Below are 17,895 nucleotides of genomic sequence, written 5' to 3'. Positions count from 1 at the left end.
TGCGCCGCCCGGCGTGGTCCCGGCGAGAGGACCCCGCCGGGTGTTCAGCGATCAGGCGGGCAGCAACGCCCGCTCAGACCTCGCTGTGCGCCAGGCTGTGCAGCCGCCCTTCGCGCAGCTCCAGCACGCGGTCCAGCTTGCGCGCCAGCGAGCGGTCGTGGGTCACCAGCACCAGGCTGGTGTGGTGCGCGCGGTTGAGCTCCAGCATCAGCTCGAATACGGTCGCGGCGGTCTTGTCGTCCAGGTTGCCGGTCGGCTCGTCGCCGAGCACGCAGGCCGGGCGGTTGACCAGGGCGCGCGCTACGGCCGCACGCTGGCGCTCACCGCCGGAGAGCTCGCCCGGCTTGTGATCCAGGCGATGACCGAGACCGACCGATTCCAGCAGCGCCTGCGCACGACTGCGCGCGTCGACTACTTCTTCGCCGCCCAGCAGCACCGGCATCATCACGTTTTCCAGCGCGGTGAATTCGGGCAGCAGGTGATGGAACTGGTACACGAAGCCGAGCGCGCGGTTGCGCAGCTGGCCGCGCTGACTGTCGGACAGGCCGGACATGCGCTGGCCGGCCACGTAGACCTCGCCCGCCGTCGGCGTATCCAGCCCACCCAGCAGGTGCAGCAGGGTGCTCTTGCCGGCGCCGGAGGCGCCGATGATGGCCACGGTCTCGCCGGCCGCTACGCGCAGGTCCAGCCCGTTGAACACGGGCGTCTGCATGCGGCCTTCGGCATAGGTCTTGGCCAGGGCTTCGGCGCGGATGACTTCCTGGCCCAGGGTGAGTGCTTCATTCATAACGCAGGGCCTCCGCCGGCTGGGTACGTGCCGCGCGCCAGGCGGGATACAGGGTGGCAAGGAAGCTCATGACCAGCGCCACGGCGGTGATCACGATGATGTCGGGGGTCTGCATGTCGGTCGGCAGGCCGGTGATGTAGTACACGTCCTCCGGCAGCAGCTTGACGTTGAACAGCGTCTCGATCGCGCCGAGGATGCGCTCCAGGTTCAAGGTCAGGGTGATGCCACCGATCACGCCGAGCACGGTGCCGAAGATGCCGATCAGCGAGCCCTGCACCATGAACACCTGCATGACACCGCCCGGGGTCAGGCCCAGGGTGCGCAGGATCGCGATGTCGGCCTGCTTGTCGGTGACCAGCATCACCTGCGAGGAGACCAGGTTGAACGCGCCCATGGCGATGATCAGCGAGAGCAGGATGCCCATCACCACCTTCTCCATGCGCAGCGAGTGATACAGGTTCGCGTTCTGCTGGGTCCAGTCGCTGACCCGGTAGGCACCGGTCAGGTTGTGGGCCAGATCGACGCCGACATCCAGCGCCTTGTCCATGTCATGCAGTTTCAGGCGCACGCCGGTGACGCCATCGATGCGCAGTACTTTTTCCAGATCGGCCATGTTGGCGTAGGCCACGCCGCGGTCGACCTCGTTGTAACCGGCTTCGAAGATGCCGCTCACGGTGAAGCGTTTCATGCGCGGGATCGCGCCGATCGGCGTGCCCTGCACTTCGGCCAACGTGACCAGCACGGTATCGCCGACGCCGACGCCCAGGTAGATCGCCAGTTCCTGGCCGACCAGCAGGTTGTAGCTGCCCGCGGTCAGGCTGTCGAAGCTGCCCTTCTTGACCTTCTGGTTGATGACCGAGACGTTCGGCTCCAGCGCCGGGTCGATGCCCTGCACGATGGCACCCTGCACGCGGGGACCGCTGAGCATGGCCTGGATTTCGATGTACGGCGCAGCACCGGCGACGCGCGGATCCTTCTTGGCCACCTCCACCGCATGCGCCCAATCGGCCATCGGTGCGCCGTCGGTGGTGATGGTGGTATGCGCGGTCATCTGCAGCAGGCGATCGCGGATTTCCTTCTGGAAACCGCTCATGACCGCCAGCGTGGTGATCAGCACCGTCACGCCCAGGGCAATGCCGAGGATCGAGGCCATGGAGATGAAGGAGATGAAGCCGTTGCGGCGTTTGGCGCGCAGGTAACGCAGGCCAATCGAGACAGGTATGGGTTTGAACATGCAGGTACGCCGGACAATTCAGGCTATGGTGCCACTGCAGGGGGTGAACGGGAAATGCAGTGTGCCCGGACGGCTAGTCGCAGTTCACGTGCCTGCGCCTGCGGAAGGGTATCGGGCCAGAACAAGCGCCAGTGGCGGCGCCCTTCCTGCCGCCAGCCCAGCTGCACCAGCGGGCCGCGGCGCCGAAGCTGCAGCTCCTCCACCGGCTCGCCATCCACCTGTGCCGGGTCTTCGCCCGCCGGGATCACGAAGACGCAGCCCGGGCGGCGCGCATATCGCCACGCCTCCCACCAGCTGCCGGCCATCGCCAGCACGCCCAGCCCCAGGCCCCACGGCGCAGGCAGATCGGTCGCCCACAACGCCCAGGGCATCAACGCGCCCATGGCGATCATCGCGCGGCACTGCCAGCGCGAGGGAGACCACTCACGCTGGAAGGGCGCGGATCCTGGCGATGAGGGCGGCGGGCGCGGCATGCGGGCACTCCTCGTAACCCATGAACCAGCGCCACAATTTATCGTCCTCGCTCTCGAGCAGGAACAGGAAAACCTCGCGCTCGTCTGTCGGTGCCTGCAGCCAGCAGCGGTCCAGGTAACGGCCGAACAGCTGGTCCAGCTCGCGCATGCCGCGGCGGCAACGCCAGCGCAGTTTCTTCAGTTCGGTTGCTTCGTCCATTTTCTGCGTTTCCAGATAAGGCAAAGCCACGCATGGCGTGGCTCTGCTGTTTCGATCATTGGTTGCAGGGCCACGCATGGCGTGGCGCTGCAGGGCACGTCTGGATCAGGCGCGACGCGCCATCATCAGCTTCTTGATCTCGGCAATGGCCAGCGCCGGGTTCAGGCCCTTCGGGCAGGTCCGCGAGCAGTTCATGATGGTGTGGCAGCGGTACAGCTTGAACGGGTCTTCCAGCTCGTCCAGACGCGCACCGGTGTCTTCATCGCGCGAGTCGATGATCCAGCGGTAAGCCTGCAGCAGGATGGCCGGGCCCAGGTAACGCTCGCCGTTCCACCAGTAGCTCGGGCAGCTGGTCGAGCAGCACGCGCACAGGATGCACTCGTACAGGCCATCCAGCTTCTTGCGGTCTTCCGGCGACTGCAGACGCTCGCGATCCGGCGGCGGCGGGGTCTGGGTGCGGATCCACGGCTTGATCGAGGCGTACTGCGCGTAGAAGTGGGTCAGGTCCGGCACCAGATCCTTGACCACGCTCATGTGCGGCAGCGGGTAGATCGGCACCTCGGCCTTGCCGCAATCGGCGATGGCGCGGGTGCAGGCCAGCGTGTTGGTGCCGTCGATGTTCATCGCGCACGAACCGCAGATGCCCTCGCGGCACGAACGACGGAAGGTCAGGGTCGGATCGATCTCGTTCTTGATCTTGATCAGCGCGTCCAGGACCATCGGGCCGCAGGCGTCCAGATCGATCTCATAGGTGTCGGTGCGCGGATTGCTGTCGTCGTCGGGACTCCAGCGGTAGATCTTGAAGGTGCGGGTGTTCTTCGCACCGGACTGGGCGGGGAAGTGCTTGCCCTTTCCGATCTTGGAATTCTTGGGGAGGGAAAACTCGGCCATGGCTGTTCTCGTTGGCTCAGGCGGCTCGCGCTGCGTGGCAGGCGCGGGTAGCACGGAAGATGAGGAAGTCGACACCGCCGGCCAGCGGCGCACGCGCCACCCCACCCTTGCGGATGATGGCGGTCGCGAGCGCTGCGTGGACGGAGGTCATGCCGCAGGTCTCTTAGTAAACGCGCGGCTTGGGCGGGACGACGTCCACGTCCTTGCTCAGCGTGTACATGTGGACCGGGCGGTAATCGAACTCGCACTTGCCGTTCTCGTCGACGTTGACCAGCGTGTGCTTCTGCCAGTTGACGTCGTCGCGGTCCGGGAAGTCCTCATGCGCATGCGCGCCACGGCTTTCCTTGCGCTGTTCGGCCGAGTTGATCGTCGCCACCGCGTTGAGCAGCAGGTTGTTCAGCTCGTAGGTTTCGATCAGGTCCGAGTTCCACACCAGCGAACGGTCGGAGACCTTGACGTCCTGGAAGGAGTCGAAGATCTCGGCCATCTTGCTGCAGCCCTCTTGCAGCGTCTTGCTGGTACGGAACACCGCCGCGTCGTTCTGCATGGTGCGCTGCATGCGATCACGGATGACCGAGGTCGGGGTGTCGCCGTTGGCGTAACGCAGCTTGTCGAGCAGACCCAGGGCCTTGTCGCAGGCATCGGACGGCAGGGTCTTGTGCGGCTGGCCCGGCTTGATGGTGTCGGCGCAGCGGTTGGCCACCGCACGACCGAACACGACCAGATCCAGCAGCGAGTTCGAGCCCAGGCGGTTGGCGCCGTGCACGGACACGCAGGCCGCTTCGCCGATGGCGTACAGACCGGGCACGACCGCATCGGGGTTGTCGCCGACCTTGCGCACGACTTCGCCGTGGTAGTTGGTCGGGATGCCACCCATGTTGTAGTGCACGGTCGGGATGACCGGAATCGGCTGCTTGTGCACGTCCACGCCGGCGAAGATGCGGGCGCTTTCAGCGATGCCCGGCAGCTTGTCGTCGATGACGCCCGGGCCGAGGTGGGTCAGGTCGAGCAGGATGTGATCCTTGTGCTCGCCGACGCCGCGGCCTTCGCGGATCTCGATGGTCATCGAACGCGACACCACGTCGCGCGAGGCCAGATCCTTGTAGTGCGGTGCATAGCGCTCCATGAAGCGCTCGCCGTTGCTGTTGCGCAGGATGCCGCCTTCGCCGCGCACGCCTTCGGTGATCAGGCAGCCCGCGCCATAGATACCGGTCGGGTGGAACTGCACGAACTCCATGTCCTGCATCGGCAGGCCGGCACGCATGACCAGACCGCCGCCGTCGCCGGTGCAGGTGTGGGCCGAGGTGGCGCTGAAGTAGGCGCGGCCGTAGCCGCCGGTGGCCAGCACCACGCCATGGGCGCGGAACAGGTGCAGCGAGCCGTCGGCCATGTCCAGCGCGAGCACGCCGCGGCAGACGCCTTCCTCATCGAAGATCAGGTCGAGGGCGAAGTACTCGATCATGAAGCGCGCGTTGTGCGCCAGCGACTGCTGGTACAGCGTATGCAGCATGGCGTGGCCGGTACGGTCGGCCGCGGCGCAGGTGCGCTGCGCGGAGGGGCCTTCGCCGTACTTGGTGGTCATGCCACCGAACGGGCGCTGGTAGATCTTGCCGTCTTCGGTACGGCTGAACGGCACACCGTAGTGTTCCAGTTCGATGATGGCCGGGATCGCTTCGCGGCACATGTACTCGATGGCGTCCTGGTCACCCAGCCAATCCGAGCCCTTGATGGTGTCGAAGAAGTGGTAGCGCCAGTCGTCTTCACCCATGTTGCCCAGCGCGGCGGAAATACCGCCCTGCGCGGCCACGGTGTGCGAACGGGTCGGGAAGACCTTGGTCAGGCAGACCGTCTGCAGGCCCTTGGCGGCAAGACCGAACGTGGCGCGCAGGCCAGCACCGCCGGCGCCGACCACGACCATGTCGTACTTGTGTTCCGTAATCTTGTAAGCGGACATCTAATCTGGATTCCTGTCTTGGTGCCTGGACTCAGGCAACGCCGAGCGCAATGCGGGCGACCGCAAACACACTGACGATCGCGCCGAGCACGGCGATGAACTTCACCGTGGTCTGCAGCGCCAGGGCCAGCAGCGAGTTATGGATGTAGTCTTCCAGCACGACCTGCAGGCCGAGCTGGGCGTGCCAGAACATCGCGACCAGGAAGCCGACCAGCAGCACCGCGTTCCACGGCTTGGACACCGCGTCGGTGGCGGTCACGTAATCGGCGCCGATCAGGCTTAGCACGAACACCAGGAACCAGATGGTCAGGCCGACCAGCGCGGTGGCGGTCAGGCGCTGCATCACGAAGTGCTCGGTGCCGGTCTTGGCGGCGCCCAGGCCACGCACGTTCTTCAGCGGGGTACGGTACTTGTTCATGCGGCCGCTCCCAGGAAGACATAGGCCCAGACCAGGGCAGTGATCACCAGGCTGGCGAAGACCGAGACCCAGCTGCTGCGCACGAAGGCGGGAATGGAGAAGCCGATCGCGAAGTCCTGCACGATATGGCGGATGCCATTGCACAGGTGGTAGGCGAAGGACCAGGTCCAGGCGAACAGGAAGAGCTTGCCGTACCAGCTACCGGCGTGGCCGGTGAAGCAGTTCCAGGATTCAGGACCCATCATCAGGGCGAGCAGGCCGCCGGCAATGATCAGGGCTCCAACAGACAGAAAGATGCCGGTCGCTCGATGCAGGATCGAGGTGGCCATCTGAATCTGCCAGCGATACACCTGAAGGTGCGGGGAAAGGGGACGTTCTCTGGCGGCCATTCGCTGGGCTCGTTATCTCGGCTGGGCGGCGCAATGCCGCGTTGGCTCAATGCTGATCAAAAATCGATGCAGCGTCCGTTTTTTTCCCAATCTCCGTACCGCACCGGATCAAGTCCGCCGCGGCCGCCGATTTCCAAAGGCGATGCCGGGGTCTCGGGAAGCGGTTGCTTCTCCGGTACCAACGTGCCTTCAGCTTCAGAATCTGGAGTGGGGGTTGTTTGGCCTATCATGGGTGTTCTCGCAACGCACAAATTTTAGACCCCGTTCACGTGCCTGACAACCTGCCCTCCGATTTCGCCGGCTTTTCGCGCCTCCCCGGTCACCAGCTGCTCAGCCTCAGCGGTGCCGATGCGGCCGCGTTCGCCCATGCCCAATTCTCCAGCGATGTGACCGCCCTGCCCCTGCGGCATTGGCAGTGGAGCGCCTGGCTGACGGCCAAGGGCCGCACCATTGCTGTGTTCCAGCTGTTGAGGCTGGAGGAGGAACGCATCGTGCTGGTGCTCGCCGACGGCGATGCCGATGCGATTGCGTCGCAGTTGCAGCGTTTCGTGTTCCGCCGCAAGGTGCGGATCGCGGTGCGTGACGACCTCGCCGTCGTGGCCAGCTTCACCGCGCCGGAATCGGCCTCCGGGGCGGCGATTGCGCAACTTGCCGGCGAAAACCTCGAATTGGACCTCGGCAGCGATGCACTTCCGCGCAGCCTGCGGATCGGTGCGGCCGATGCCGTGGCCGCTGCCGCCGACAGCGCGGATATCACGCTGGCCTGGCGCCAGTCCGACCTGCGCTACGGCCTGCCGCGCCTGGAGGCCGAGCAGCGTGAGCAGTGGACGCCGCAGCAGCTGGGTCTGGACCGCCTGAACGGGTACAGCGTCAAGAAGGGCTGCTACCCCGGCCAGGAAATCGTGGCCCGCACCCACTTCCTCGGCAAGGCCAAACGCGCCCTGCAGCTGCTGCGGGTCGTGGAGGGCACGACCAGCGGCACGCAGGTGCATCAAAACGACGCCGCGATCGGCACCGTGGCAGCGGTGGCCGGTGACCTGGCCCTGGCGGTGCTCCCGCTGGAGATCGCGCCCGAACCGTTGACGGTCGGCGGAGTTGAAGCCGCCCACCTGCCCTTGCTGGACGGCCTGGCGCGGTAAGCATCGCGGTCACGACCAATGGCCGTGACCCACCGCCCGGTAGTGCCGGCCGCTGGCCGGCAATCCCGTCACCCATCCTCGCCTTACGCGTCCTTCAGACGCTCGCCGCTCTGCGCATCGAAGAAGTGCAGACCCTGCGGCTGGATCGCCACGCGGATCGGCTCACCGACGGAGGGCAACGCCTGCGGCGCCACGCGCATGACCAACGGCTGGCCGCCACTGGTCATGTTGACGAAGATCTCGTTGCCGACCGGCTCGATGCCGTCGATCATCGCCTCGAACGCAGTCGCATCCCCGGCAGCGGCCGGCTGCAGATGCTCCGGGCGCACGCCCACGGCGATCGCCTTGCCGACCCAGTTCTGATCGATGCGCGCCTGGCCCAGCGGGGCGGTCAGCGCGGTGTCCTGCACGGCGAAACCGCTGTCGGTGCGCTGCAGGGTGCCGCGCAGCACGTTCATCGCCGGGCTGCCGAGGAAGCCGGCGACGAACAGATTGGCCGGACGGTCGTACAGCGCCATCGGCGTATCGATCTGCTGGATCACACCATCCTTGAGCACCACGATGCGCTGGCCCAGGGTCATTGCTTCGACCTGGTCGTGCGTCACGTAGATCATGGTGGTGCCCAGCTTGCGGTGCAGCTGCGCGATTTCCGTGCGCACGCTGTGGCGCAGCTTGGCATCCAGGTTGGACAGCGGCTCATCGAGCAGGAACACGGCCGGCTCACGCACCAGCGCACGACCCAGCGCAACGCGCTGACGCTGGCCGCCGGACATCGCCTTGGGCAGCTTGTCGAGCATGTCGGTCAGGCCCAGCGTTTCGGCCGCCTCGCTGACCCGCTTGCTGATCGTCGCCTTGTCGTGGCCGCGCAGCTTCAGGCCGAAGGCCAGGTTCTCGGCCACGGTCATGTGCGGGTACAGCGCGTAGCTCTGGAACACCATCGCGATGTCACGATCCTTGGGCGCCACGTCATTGACCACGCGGTCGCCGATCGTGAGCGTGCCGCCGCTGATCTCTTCCAGCCCGGCGACCATGCGCAGCAGTGTGGACTTGCCACACCCGGACGGCCCCACCAGCACCATCAATTCACCATCGGCCACTTCGAAGGTTGCGCCCTGCACGGCCACCTGACCGTTGTCATAGACCTTGCGAACGCCCTGCAGCTGCACTTTTGCCATATCACCATTCCAGTCCGCCCGGTCTCCGGGCTGTTATGCGGAACTGCCTTCGGCCCTCCCGATGGCAGGTCGATGGCGTGGTGCCGCATGACGGCGACCACTGCAATCGAATACAGTCTGCGCATTCTGCCATGTAAACGTTTTCACGTGGCACTATCCGATGGTCGGCCGTGACCTGATTGCCGGGAAGGATGCGAAATCCCTCCCGACACCGGGTCGGCAGGCCATCATGTCGGGCAGACAAGCTACCCCGCCCGACCCCCGAGAACATAGACGAGAAGCGATTGACAACGATGTCACCCGGATCTGAAACTCGAGCGATGCACGACACCCTTTTCCTGTTTGGCGCCACAGGTGATCTGGCCCAGCGCTATCTGTTCCCCTCGCTGCTGCGACTCCTCGGCGACGGCCTGCTCCCGGAAGACTTCAAAATCCGCGCGCTCGCGTTGTCGCCGCACGACACCGAGGCCTTCCGCGAGATCCTGCGCCCGCGCCTGCAGCAGGCCATGCCCATGGCCAGCCAGGACGACATCCACTCGCTGCTGCAGCGCATCGACTACCGCTCGGTGGACCTGCGCAATCCCGAGTCGGTGGCCGAATCGGTGCATGACCTGGTCGACCGCCATTGCGTGAGCTACCTGGCGATCCCACCGGGCCTGTACATCTCCACCTGCGAAGGCCTGGCCAAGGGCGGCGCACTGGCCGCCCCGCACCGGCTGATGCTGGAAAAGCCGATCGGCAGCGACAGCGCCAGTGCCGAGGAGATCATCTCCACCATCGGCCAGTGGATCGACGAAGACCGCGTGTTCCGTCTGGATCACTACCTGGGCAAGGCTGCGGTGCAGAACCTGATCGCGCTGCGCTTCGGCAACACGCTGCTCGAGGCGGTCTGGAACCGCAACTACATTGAATCGGTGCACATCCTGGTCGCCGAAAGCGAAGGCGTGGACGGCCGTGACGCGTACTACGCCCGCTCCGGCGCGCTGCGCGACATGGTCCAGAGCCACATCCTGCAGCTGCTCTGTCTGGTCGCGATGGAACCACCGGCCTCGCTGGAAGCCGACCGCATCCGCGATGAAAAGGTCAAAGTGCTGCGCGCCCTGCGCCCGCTGGACGCCAAGCACGCCGCACGTGACAGCGTGCGCGGCCGCTACACCGCCGGCACCATCAACGGGCAGCCTGCGCAGGCCTACCAGCCGCCGGAAGGCAGCGACGTGGAAACCTTCGCCGGCGTCACCGCGCATATCGACAACTGGCGCTGGAGCGGCGTGCCGTTCCACCTGGTCACCGGCAAGCGCCTGGCCGAGCGCACCACGCGCGTCGTGGTCAACCTCAAGCCCGTCACGCATTGGCTGTTCGAACGCCCGCACCGCGGCAACGCCACGCCGAACCGCATCACCTTCCAGCTGCAGCCGCAGGAAAACATCGAGCTGGGCCTGATGAGCTCGCTGGCCGGCCCGGAATGGGGCGCACTGGAGCTGCACCCGCTGGAACTGGAACTGTCGGTACCGACCGGCCTGCACCGCCGCATCGCCTATGAACGCCTGTTCCTGGATGCCTTCAACGGCAACCATGCCCTGTTCGTGCGTGATGACGAAGTGCGCGCTGCCTGGGCCTGGATCGACAGCGTCAGCGATGCCTGGAAAGCGGCCAGCCTGCCGCTGCAGCCCTACCCGGCTGGCGAGTGGGGTCCGAAGGAAGCGGCCGGTTTCCTGCCGGCCGATGTGGATGCCGAGGCCGGCCGCGGTGGCCAGGCATGACGGTGGTGTCCCAACCGGTCCTCGTGGCGGATATCGGGGGTACCAACGCACGCTTCGCGCTTGCCGATACCTCGCTGGAAGCCCCGCTGCAGCAGGACAGCATCCGCGAGTTCCGCGTCGCCGAATTCCCCTCGCTGGGTGAAGCGGCGCGTCATTACCTGGACGAGATCGGCGCGGAGGCAAAACGCGGCGTGTTCGCCGTGGCTGGCCGCGTGGACGGCGACGAAGCACGCATCACCAATCACCCGTGGGTGATCTCGCGCATGCGCACCGCGCACATGCTCGGCTTCGACGAACTGCACCTGATCAACGACTTCGCCGCGCAGGCAATGGCGATCTCGCTGCTGCAGCCGCACGACGTGATCCAGGTTGGCGGCGCGGCATGGGTGCCGGGCAAGCCCGGCCAGCCGCGCAATTATGCGGTGATCGGCCCGGGTACCGGCCTGGGGGTGGGTGGATTGATCCTGCGCCACGGCCGTTGCTATCCGCTGGAAACCGAGGGTGGCCACGTCAGCTTCCCGCCGGGCACGCCGGAGGAGATCCGCATTCTGGAGATCCTGTCCGAGCAGTTCGGGCGCGTTTCCAACGAGCGCCTGATCTGCGGCCCTGGTCTGGTCAACATCCATCGCGCCGTGTGCGAGATGGCCGGCATCGACCCGGGCCAGCTGCAGCCGGTGGACGTCACTGCGCGTGCACTGCATGGGGACCCGCAGGCGATGCGGACCGTGGATGTGTTCTGCGCGGTGTTCGGTGCGATCGCCGGCGACCTGGTGCTGATGCAGGGCGCCTGGGACGGCGTGTTCCTGACCGGCGGTCTGGTACCGAAGATGCTCGATTCGCTGCAGCATTCCGGCTTCCGCCAGCGCTTTGAACACAAGGGCCGCTTCTCTTCGATCATGTCCAAGGTGCCGTCACTGGCCGTGATGCACCCCAGCCCGGGCCTGCTCGGCGCGGCCGCGTATGCGGCGGATGTGGAACGCGATCTGCCGGGAGGCACCGCATGAATACCCTGGATACGTCCGACCGTTTCACCCTGATCCGTCACGGCGATGCCGATGGCTGGATCGAGGCCGTGGCCGCTGAAATGGCCGCCGAACTCAACCGCGACATCACCGAATTCGGCCGGGCGCGTATGCTGCTCTCCGGCGGCACCACGCCGGCGCCGATCTACCAGGCGCTGGCCGAGCTGGATGTTCAATGGGACCGGGTGGAAGTGAGCCTGGTCGATGAGCGCTGGCTGTCGCCGCAGGATCGCGACAGCAATGCCTGGCTGGTACGCGAGAGCTTCCTCAACCGTGCCGACGGTGCGCATTTCGACCCGCTGGTGCGGATCGGCAAGCCGCTGCCCGAATGCGTCTACAGCGCCAACCTGCAGGCCCAGCACAGCCAGCGCCCGTGCCTGAGCGTGCTGGGCATGGGCAACGATGGCCACACCGCCTCGCTGTTCCCGGGGTCGAAGGATCTGACCCGGGCACTGGAAAGCACCCTGCCCTACGCGGCGCTGGATGCCACCGGCTGCCCCGGTGCCAATCAGTGGCCGCTGCGCATCACCCTCACGCCGCATGGCTTGAAGCAGAGCCGCCAGCGCCTGTTGCTGCTACGTGGCAAGCAGAAGCTGGAAGTGCTCAAGCACGCGCTGGAAAGCAACAATCCGCAGCTGTATCCCATCCTCAATGCGATCGATCTCGACGGCGCGAAACTGCGCGTCCACTGGTGTGACTGAGTCGCCCCGGTGTTGTTCCGTTCGCCTTCTCATAGCCGGTAGCCAATGAGCCTGCATCCCAAACTCCATGCCATCACCGAGCGCATCGTCCAGCGCAGCGTCGCCTCGCGCGCCGCCTACCTGGCCGGTGTCGACGCGGCCCTGCGTGACGGTCCGTTCCGTTCGCGCCTGAGCTGCGGCAACCTCGCCCACGGGTTCGCCGCGTGCGGCCCGACCGACAAGTCGCGCCTGCGCGGCGGCGTGACGCCCAACCTGGGCATCATCACCGCGTACAACGACATGCTGTCGGCACATCAGCCGTTCGAGCACTACCCGGAGATCCTGCGCGAAACCGCGCGCGAACTCGGTGCGACCGCCCAGGTCGCCGGTGGTGTGCCGGCGATGTGCGACGGCGTCACCCAGGGCCGCGGCGGCATGGAACTGTCGCTGTTCTCGCGCGATGTGATCGCCCAGTCCACCGCGATCGGCCTGAGCCATGACATGTTCGACGCCAGCGTCTACCTCGGCGTCTGCGACAAGATCGTGCCCGGCCTGCTGATCGGTGCACTGGCCTTCGGGCATCTGCCGGCGATCTTCCTGCCGGCCGGCCCGATGACCCCGGGCATCCCGAACAAGCAGAAGGCCGAAGTGCGCGAGCGCTATGCGGCCGGTCAGGCCACCCGCGAGGAACTGCTGGAAGCCGAGGCGGCCTCCTACCACGGCGCCGGTACCTGCACCTTCTACGGCACCGCCAACTCCAACCAGACCCTGCTTGAGGCGATGGGCGTGCAGATGCCGGGCGCTTCGTTTGTCAATCCGGATACACCGCTGCGCGACGCACTGACCCGCCACGCGGCCGTGCGTGCGCTGGAGATCAGCGCACTGGGCGACGACTTCCGTCCGCTCGGCCGCCTGATCGACGAACGCGCGATCGTCAATGCCGTGGTCACGCTGATGGCCACCGGCGGTTCGACCAACCACACCATCCACTGGATCGCAGTGGCGCGTGCGGCCGGCATCGTGCTGACCTGGGACGACATGGACCAGCTCTCGCAGCTGATCCCGCTGCTGGCCCGGGTCTATCCGAACGGCGAAGCCGACGTGAACCGCTTCGCTGCCGCAGGCGGCACCGCGTTCGTGTTCCGCGAGCTGATGGAGGCCGGCCTGATGCATGCCGACCTGCAGACCGTGGCCGAAGGCGGCATGCACCAGTACGGCCAGGAGCCGGCACTGCGCGACGGCAAGCTGACCTACATCGATGGCGTGCGCGAGAGTGCCGATCCGGATGTGGTGCGTGGCGTGGCCAATCCGTTCGAGTCGCAGGGCGGCCTGCGCCTGCTGCGCGGCAACCTCGGCCGTTCGCTGATCAAGCTGTCGGCGGTGAAGCCGGAGTTCCGCACGATCGAGGCGCCGGCGGTGGTCGTCGATGCGCCGCAGGTGCTGAACAAGCTGCACGCGGCGGGCGTGCTGCCACACGATTTCGTGGCGGTGGTGCGTTACCAGGGCCCGCGCTCCAACGGCATGCCGGAGCTGCATTCGCTGGCGCCGTTGCTGGGCCTGCTGCAGAACCAGGGGCGCCGGGTGGCGCTGGTCACTGATGGTCGTCTGTCCGGTGCCTCGGGCAAGTTCCCGGCGGCAATCCATATGACGCCGGAAGCTTCGCGTGGTGGTCCGCTGGCACGCGTGCGCGAGGGCGACATCATCCGTCTGGATGGTGAAGCCGGCACGCTGGAACTGCTGGTGGACGCAGCCGAGTTCGCAGCACGTGAGCCGGCGCCGAACACTGCGCCGGCCGGGCACGATCTGGGCCGTAATCTGTTCGCGATGAGCCGCCGTCTGGTGGGTCCGGCCGATCAGGGCGCGATGTCGATCTCGTGTGGGCCGGCCGCCGATGACGGCAGCATCTGGAATTACGATGCGGAATACGAGCTTGGGCATGATGCCGCGGCTGCGGAAGCGCCGCATGAGGGTAAGGACGCCTGAGCTGACGCAAGAGCGGCGGCTGGGTGTCCTGGTTGAGGCAGCGGATGGCCCCAACTAGGACGCGCCGTGAACCCATCCATGGGGGCTCGTAAAGCGGCATCCATGCCGCTTAACGGTCCTGGTTGGGGCCATCCGCTGCCTCCGGACACTTTTCGGCGCGTTGTTGGCGTCGTACTTTTTGAAAGAAGGATTGGAAACGCATGAGCATCGCCGAACATCAGAAGCGCGCTGAAACCCTGTTGAAGGCTGCCGGCATTCTGCCGGTGGTGACGGTGCATACGCTGGATCAGGCCCGTGCGGTCAGTGCGGCGTTGTTGGAGGGCGGGCTGCCGGCGATCGAGCTGACGCTGCGTACGCCGGTGGCGATGGAAGCGCTTGCCATGCTCAAGCGCGAGCTGCCGGATGTGGTGGTGGGTGCGGGCACGGTGTTGACCGTGGAGCAGATGCAGCAGTCGATCGATGCGGGTGCGGATTTCCTGGTCACGCCGGGTACGCCGGCGCATATGGCCGATGCGTTGGCGCAGGCGCCGTTGCCGGTTGTTCCGGGTGCGGCGTCGCCGACGGAGATGCTGGCGCTGTATGCGCGCGGGTTCCGGGTGTGCAAGTTGTTCCCGGCCTCGGCCGTGGGCGGGCTGGCGATGATCAAGGGTCTGGCCGGTCCGATTTCGGATCTGAAGCTGTGCCCGACCGGTGGCATCACCGAAGATACGGCGGCCGAGTACCTGGAGCAGAAGAACGTGGTCTGTATCGGCGGTTCGTGGATGGTGCCGGGCGGTTGGATCGAGCGCGGTGAGTGGGACAAAGTGCGCGACAGTGCGGCCCAGGCCGCGAAGATCGTGGCGCGGGTGCGCGCGCACTGAACGAAAACGCCCGGGCATGCCCGGGCGTTTTTTATCTGCCGCCAGCGCGCGGTTACATCGGGCGTGCCGGATCCACCAGGCCGTACTGGCTGGCCATGCGCGCGAGCGCGATGTTGTCGTTGATGCCCATCTTCTCGAACAGGCGGGCCTTGTGCGTGTTGACGGTCTTCGCGCTCAGGCTCAGGCGCTTGGCGATGTCTTCCTGGCGCAGGCCCTGGGTGAGCAGCAGGGCGACTTCCAGTTCGCGCGGGGACAGGGTGTCGAACGGCGAGTGGTTGCCTTCCACGTTCGACAGCGCCAGGTTCTGCGCGATGCTGTTGCCCAGGTAGCGGCGGCCGAGTGCGGCATCACGCACCGCGCGCAGCAGCTCCTGCGCATCGCAGGCCTTGCCGATGTAACCGGACGCGCCGGCTTCGAGCAGGCGCTTGGGCATCGGGCCGTCTTCAAGCACGGAGACGATCACCACGCGGGTACCGTGATCGCCACGGACCACGCGCTCGGTGACTTCCATGCCGCTGACGCCCGGCAGGTGCAGGTCGCACAGCACGACGTCAGGCCGCAGGCGGCGGATATCCGGCAGCGCATCTTCGCCGCTCTCCGCCTCGCCGACGACCTCGATGTCGGTCTCGTTGGAGAGGATCATCTTCATGCCCGTGCGTACCAGAGCATGATCGTCCACCAGATACACTCGAATCGTCATCCGCCAACCTCGTTAAACACTGTGAACGGGGGCAAGCCTAGCCGCGGTATGTGGCGATCACAAGGAACGAGGTTCCCCATCATCGCGTTCTGGTCCGCGCATCACAGACGTGCTGTCCTGCCCCTCCCCCTGCGCCTCTCATCCTAGCCTGTTCCAAAGGGACAGCCTATCGATGCGGCCCACCTTCATGCCGTTTTCGGCCAGTTTACCGCCGGAATGCCCTCAGTGGCGGTGCCGCCACGGGTGACGGCGGCGGAACATGACCAGGAAGCACCCTACCACCCACACCAGGGCGGCACACCAGCCAGCCAGGATGTCGGACGGGTAATGCACCCCCAGGTACATGCGCGAGACGCTCACCAGGACCGCAAAAGTGAGTGCGGACAGCGCCACCGGCCAGCGCCAGCGGGTGTTCCAGGACAGCAGCACCAGGGTGACGGCCAAGGTCATCGAGCCCATGGCATGGCCGCTGGGAAAGCTGAAGGTGCTCTCCGGGGCGATGGACTCCCACAGGCTGGGGCGGTCGCGCTGGAAGAAGCGTTTGCTGCCCAGGTTCAGCAGGGCAGAGCCGGCAAAGCAGATCGCCACGAAACTGGCCTCGCGCCAGCGTTTGCGCCAGGCCAGCAGGCCCACGATCAGCACGTCGGCCGGAATCAGGAACCACTCGTAGCCCAGCTTGGAGAGCAGCACGAAGAACCGGTCCAGGCCCGGCGAATGCAGGGCGTGCAGCTTCCACAGCAGCAGGTCATCGAAGTAGATCGCCTCCAGCTCGTGCACTTCATCGGCCAAGGCCACGAAGCCCGCCAATGGCAGCAGCACGCCGACAAACAGCAGCACGAAGCGCCAGGCGTTGCGGCCCATCCAGTGGCGGACGCCGGCGGCCGGCTCCGCTGCGGCCAGCACCGCCGGCTTATCCAACGCGTCGGACATAGGTGCGTTCGACGTACTCATCGATCAGCGTGACGAAGTCCTGGGCGATGTTCTCGCCACGCAGGGTGACCGTCTTTTCGCCATCCACGAACACCGGCGCGGCCGGCGTTTCCCCGGTGCCCGGCAGCGAGATGCCGATGTTGGCATGGCGCGATTCGCCCGGCCCGTTGACGATGCAGCCCATGACCGCCAGGGTCATGTTCTCCGCACCCGGGTGGCTCACCTTCCAGACCGGCATTTTCTCGCGCACGTGGTTCTGCACGACCTTGGCCAGCTCCTGGAAGAACTCCGAGGTGGTCCGGCCGCAGCCGGGGCAGGCCGTGACCAGCGGCGTGAAGGCCCGCTGCCCGGTGGTCTGCAGCAGCTCCTGGGCAACGATCACTTCGGCCGTGCGGGACTGGCCCGGTTCGGGCGTCAGCGAGATACGGATGGTGTCGCCGATGCCTTCCTGCAGCAGCACGGCCAGCGCCGCCGAGGAGGCGACGATGCCCTTGCTGCCGATACCGGCTTCGGTCAGGCCCAGATGCAGCGCGAAATCCGAGCGCTGGGCCAGATCGCGGTACACCGCAATGAGTTCCTGCACGCCGCTGACCTTGGCCGAGAGCACGATGCGATCGCGCGGCAGGCCCAGTTCCACGGCGGTCTGAGCCGAATCCAGCGCCGAACGGATCAGCGCTTCACGCAGCACCCGGCCGGCATCCCAGGGCTGCTCGCGCTGGCTGTTCTCGTCCATCAGGCGCGCGGCCAGGGACTGATCCAGCGAGCCCCAGTTGGCGCCGATGCGGACTGGCTTGTTGTAGCGGATCGCAAACTCGATCAGCTGCGCGAACTGGGTGTCCTTCTTTTTGCCGAAGCCGACGTTGCCCGGATTGATCCGGTACTTGGCCAGGGCTTCGGCGCAGGCCGGCTCCTGGGTCAGCAGCTGGTGGCCGTTGTAATGGAAGTCGCCGATCAGGGGGACATCGATCCCCATCATCTGCAGCTTCTCCACGATCCGCGGAATAGCCGCGGCCGACTCGGGATTGTTGACGGTCAACCGCACCATCTCCGAGCCCGCACGCCACAGTTCAGCCACCTGCTTCACGCTGGAGGCGACATCGGCGGTGTCGGTGTTGGTCATGGACTGCACCACCACGGGATGGCCCCCACCCACGACCACGCCGCCGATATGGACGGGCTGGGTCTGGCGGCGGGCCCACACGGCGGAGTCGGCGGGTTGGGTCGGTCGGGTCACGGCGTCATGCATTCACCTATTTTAGCGCGCCCAGCGCGCGGGTAGGTGCCCACCGTTGCTAGGCACT

Annotated in this window: 20 protein-coding genes; 6 read left to right on the top strand and 14 right to left on the bottom strand. The window is 66.3% G+C overall.

Annotated features, from left to right (window positions below):
- Window positions 1-73: 73 nt before the first annotated feature.
- From lolD to ABE464_RS01115, 10 genes are all read right to left on the bottom strand, one after another.
- Window positions 74-787, bottom strand: a complete 714-nt coding sequence (lolD, locus tag ABE464_RS01160; RefSeq protein WP_346465538.1) for a lipoprotein-releasing ABC transporter ATP-binding protein LolD — start codon at window positions 785-787, stop codon at window positions 74-76.
- Window positions 780-2,021: a lipoprotein-releasing ABC transporter permease subunit gene (locus tag ABE464_RS01155; protein WP_088432207.1), complete on the bottom strand. Its 1,242-nt coding sequence runs from the start codon at window positions 2,019-2,021 to the stop codon at window positions 780-782. Before ABE464_RS01155 ends, lolD begins: the two co-directional genes overlap by 8 nt.
- Window positions 2,022-2,044: 23 nt before the next feature.
- Window positions 2,045-2,494 carry a hypothetical protein gene (locus ABE464_RS01150; RefSeq protein WP_346470379.1) on the bottom strand — a complete coding sequence of 150 codons (450 nt, stop codon included), beginning with the start codon at window positions 2,492-2,494 and terminating at the stop codon, window positions 2,045-2,047.
- On the bottom strand, window positions 2,445-2,693 hold the full coding sequence (locus tag ABE464_RS01145) for a succinate dehydrogenase assembly factor 2 (protein WP_019183252.1): 249 nt from the start codon (window positions 2,691-2,693) through the stop codon (window positions 2,445-2,447). Before ABE464_RS01145 ends, ABE464_RS01150 begins: the two co-directional genes overlap by 50 nt.
- A gap of 105 nt (window positions 2,694-2,798) precedes the next feature.
- Window positions 2,799-3,584 carry a succinate dehydrogenase iron-sulfur subunit gene (locus tag ABE464_RS01140; RefSeq protein WP_346470378.1) on the bottom strand — a complete coding sequence of 262 codons (786 nt, stop codon included), beginning with the start codon at window positions 3,582-3,584 and terminating at the stop codon, window positions 2,799-2,801.
- Between the two features lie 16 nt (window positions 3,585-3,600).
- Window positions 3,601-3,735 (bottom strand): hypothetical protein, encoded by a 135-nt coding sequence (locus ABE464_RS01135; RefSeq protein WP_346470377.1) that lies wholly within the window; start codon window positions 3,733-3,735, stop codon window positions 3,601-3,603.
- A 12-nt stretch (window positions 3,736-3,747) separates the two neighbouring features.
- Window positions 3,748-5,538, bottom strand: coding sequence for a succinate dehydrogenase flavoprotein subunit (gene sdhA, locus ABE464_RS01130; protein WP_346470376.1), 1,791 nt, complete (start codon window positions 5,536-5,538; stop codon window positions 3,748-3,750).
- A gap of 31 nt (window positions 5,539-5,569) precedes the next feature.
- Complete coding sequence (gene sdhD, locus ABE464_RS01125) at window positions 5,570-5,956, bottom strand: succinate dehydrogenase, hydrophobic membrane anchor protein (RefSeq protein WP_088432212.1); 387 nt, start codon at window positions 5,954-5,956, stop codon at window positions 5,570-5,572.
- Window positions 5,953-6,345, bottom strand: coding sequence for a succinate dehydrogenase, cytochrome b556 subunit (gene sdhC / locus ABE464_RS01120; protein WP_346470375.1), 393 nt, complete (start codon window positions 6,343-6,345; stop codon window positions 5,953-5,955). Before sdhC ends, sdhD begins: the two co-directional genes overlap by 4 nt.
- 56 nt (window positions 6,346-6,401) lie before the next feature.
- Entirely contained in the window at window positions 6,402-6,575 is a 174-nt protein-coding gene (locus ABE464_RS01115; protein WP_346470374.1) for a DUF1674 domain-containing protein, read from the bottom strand.
- 39 nt (window positions 6,576-6,614) lie between these two features.
- Between ABE464_RS01115 and ABE464_RS01110 the strand changes: the two genes are divergently transcribed.
- Window positions 6,615-7,484, top strand: coding sequence for a folate-binding protein (locus ABE464_RS01110; protein ID WP_346470373.1), 870 nt, complete (start codon window positions 6,615-6,617; stop codon window positions 7,482-7,484).
- 83 nt (window positions 7,485-7,567) lie between these two features.
- Here the strand turns inward: ABE464_RS01110 and ugpC are convergent, their stop codons facing one another.
- Window positions 7,568-8,659 (bottom strand): sn-glycerol-3-phosphate ABC transporter ATP-binding protein UgpC, encoded by a 1,092-nt coding sequence (gene ugpC / locus ABE464_RS01105; protein ID WP_346470372.1) that lies wholly within the window; start codon window positions 8,657-8,659, stop codon window positions 7,568-7,570.
- Window positions 8,660-8,979: 320 nt separating this feature from the next.
- Between ugpC and zwf the strand changes: the two genes are divergently transcribed.
- From zwf to ABE464_RS01080, 5 genes are all read left to right on the top strand, one after another.
- Window positions 8,980-10,419 (top strand): glucose-6-phosphate dehydrogenase, encoded by a 1,440-nt coding sequence (gene zwf / locus ABE464_RS01100; RefSeq protein ID WP_346470371.1) that lies wholly within the window; start codon window positions 8,980-8,982, stop codon window positions 10,417-10,419.
- A complete protein-coding gene (gene glk, locus ABE464_RS01095) occupies window positions 10,416-11,423 on the top strand; it encodes a glucokinase (RefSeq protein ID WP_346470370.1) in 1,008 nt (335 codons plus the stop codon). The genes zwf and glk overlap by 4 nt, the downstream gene beginning before the upstream one ends.
- Window positions 11,420-12,142: a 6-phosphogluconolactonase gene (pgl, locus tag ABE464_RS01090; RefSeq protein WP_346470369.1), complete on the top strand. Its 723-nt coding sequence runs from the start codon at window positions 11,420-11,422 to the stop codon at window positions 12,140-12,142. The genes glk and pgl overlap by 4 nt, the downstream gene beginning before the upstream one ends.
- A gap of 45 nt (window positions 12,143-12,187) precedes the next feature.
- Window positions 12,188-14,104, top strand: coding sequence for a phosphogluconate dehydratase (gene edd / locus ABE464_RS01085; protein ID WP_346470368.1), 1,917 nt, complete (start codon window positions 12,188-12,190; stop codon window positions 14,102-14,104).
- A 200-nt stretch (window positions 14,105-14,304) separates the two neighbouring features.
- Entirely contained in the window at window positions 14,305-14,964 is a 660-nt protein-coding gene (locus tag ABE464_RS01080; RefSeq protein ID WP_346470367.1) for a bifunctional 4-hydroxy-2-oxoglutarate aldolase/2-dehydro-3-deoxy-phosphogluconate aldolase, read from the top strand.
- A 52-nt stretch (window positions 14,965-15,016) separates the two neighbouring features.
- On the opposite strand, the gene ABE464_RS01075 is transcribed toward ABE464_RS01080, so the two are convergent.
- The 3 genes from ABE464_RS01075 to ispG form a co-directional block, all read right to left on the bottom strand.
- The gene (locus tag ABE464_RS01075; protein WP_019183265.1) at window positions 15,017-15,664 is read right to left on the bottom strand and encodes a response regulator; all 648 of its coding nucleotides are present in this window, start codon (window positions 15,662-15,664) and stop codon (window positions 15,017-15,019) included.
- A 222-nt stretch (window positions 15,665-15,886) separates the two neighbouring features.
- Entirely contained in the window at window positions 15,887-16,594 is a 708-nt protein-coding gene (locus ABE464_RS01070; RefSeq protein WP_346470366.1) for a phosphatase PAP2 family protein, read from the bottom strand.
- Window positions 16,575-17,840 (bottom strand): flavodoxin-dependent (E)-4-hydroxy-3-methylbut-2-enyl-diphosphate synthase, encoded by a 1,266-nt coding sequence (gene ispG, locus ABE464_RS01065; RefSeq protein WP_346470365.1) that lies wholly within the window; start codon window positions 17,838-17,840, stop codon window positions 16,575-16,577. Before ispG ends, ABE464_RS01070 begins: the two co-directional genes overlap by 20 nt.
- Window positions 17,841-17,895: the final 55 nt, after the last annotated feature.

Origin of the sequence: Stenotrophomonas sp. TWI587, assembly GCF_039674145.1 — a bacterium.
Lineage (GTDB): Bacteria > Pseudomonadota > Gammaproteobacteria > Xanthomonadales > Xanthomonadaceae > Stenotrophomonas > Stenotrophomonas maltophilia_AY.
The sequence above is the reverse complement of the archived record's forward strand: the minus strand, read 5'-3'. Positions and strand labels throughout refer to the sequence as shown.

What these genes read in the sequence shown, in the direction of transcription:
- lolD (WP_346465538.1), bottom strand. Translation starts at nt 787, where the DNA reads ATGAATGAAGCACTCACCCTGGGCCAGGAAGTCATCCGCGCCGAAGCC.
- ABE464_RS01155 (WP_088432207.1), bottom strand. Translation starts at nt 2,021, where the DNA reads ATGTTCAAACCCATACCTGTCTCGATTGGCCTGCGTTACCTGCGCGCC.
- ABE464_RS01150 (WP_346470379.1), bottom strand. Translation starts at nt 2,494, where the DNA reads ATGCCGCGCCCGCCGCCCTCATCGCCAGGATCCGCGCCCTTCCAGCGT.
- ABE464_RS01145 (WP_019183252.1), bottom strand. Translation starts at nt 2,693, where the DNA reads ATGGACGAAGCAACCGAACTGAAGAAACTGCGCTGGCGTTGCCGCCGC.
- ABE464_RS01140 (WP_346470378.1), bottom strand. Translation starts at nt 3,584, where the DNA reads ATGGCCGAGTTTTCCCTCCCCAAGAATTCCAAGATCGGAAAGGGCAAG.
- ABE464_RS01135 (WP_346470377.1), bottom strand. Translation starts at nt 3,735, where the DNA reads ATGACCTCCGTCCACGCAGCGCTCGCGACCGCCATCATCCGCAAGGGT.
- sdhA (WP_346470376.1), bottom strand. Translation starts at nt 5,538, where the DNA reads ATGTCCGCTTACAAGATTACGGAACACAAGTACGACATGGTCGTGGTC.
- sdhD (WP_088432212.1), bottom strand. Translation starts at nt 5,956, where the DNA reads ATGAACAAGTACCGTACCCCGCTGAAGAACGTGCGTGGCCTGGGCGCC.
- sdhC (WP_346470375.1), bottom strand. Translation starts at nt 6,345, where the DNA reads ATGGCCGCCAGAGAACGTCCCCTTTCCCCGCACCTTCAGGTGTATCGC.
- ABE464_RS01115 (WP_346470374.1), bottom strand. Translation starts at nt 6,575, where the DNA reads ATGATAGGCCAAACAACCCCCACTCCAGATTCTGAAGCTGAAGGCACG.
- ugpC (WP_346470372.1), bottom strand. Translation starts at nt 8,659, where the DNA reads ATGGCAAAAGTGCAGCTGCAGGGCGTTCGCAAGGTCTATGACAACGGT.
- zwf (WP_346470371.1), top strand. Translation starts at nt 8,980, where the DNA reads ATGCACGACACCCTTTTCCTGTTTGGCGCCACAGGTGATCTGGCCCAG.
- glk (WP_346470370.1), top strand. Translation starts at nt 10,416, where the DNA reads ATGACGGTGGTGTCCCAACCGGTCCTCGTGGCGGATATCGGGGGTACC.
- pgl (WP_346470369.1), top strand. Translation starts at nt 11,420, where the DNA reads ATGAATACCCTGGATACGTCCGACCGTTTCACCCTGATCCGTCACGGC.
- edd (WP_346470368.1), top strand. Translation starts at nt 12,188, where the DNA reads ATGAGCCTGCATCCCAAACTCCATGCCATCACCGAGCGCATCGTCCAG.
- ABE464_RS01080 (WP_346470367.1), top strand. Translation starts at nt 14,305, where the DNA reads ATGAGCATCGCCGAACATCAGAAGCGCGCTGAAACCCTGTTGAAGGCT.
- ABE464_RS01075 (WP_019183265.1), bottom strand. Translation starts at nt 15,664, where the DNA reads ATGACGATTCGAGTGTATCTGGTGGACGATCATGCTCTGGTACGCACG.
- ABE464_RS01070 (WP_346470366.1), bottom strand. Translation starts at nt 16,594, where the DNA reads ATGTCCGACGCGTTGGATAAGCCGGCGGTGCTGGCCGCAGCGGAGCCG.
- ispG (WP_346470365.1), bottom strand. Translation starts at nt 17,840, where the DNA reads ATGCATGACGCCGTGACCCGACCGACCCAACCCGCCGACTCCGCCGTG.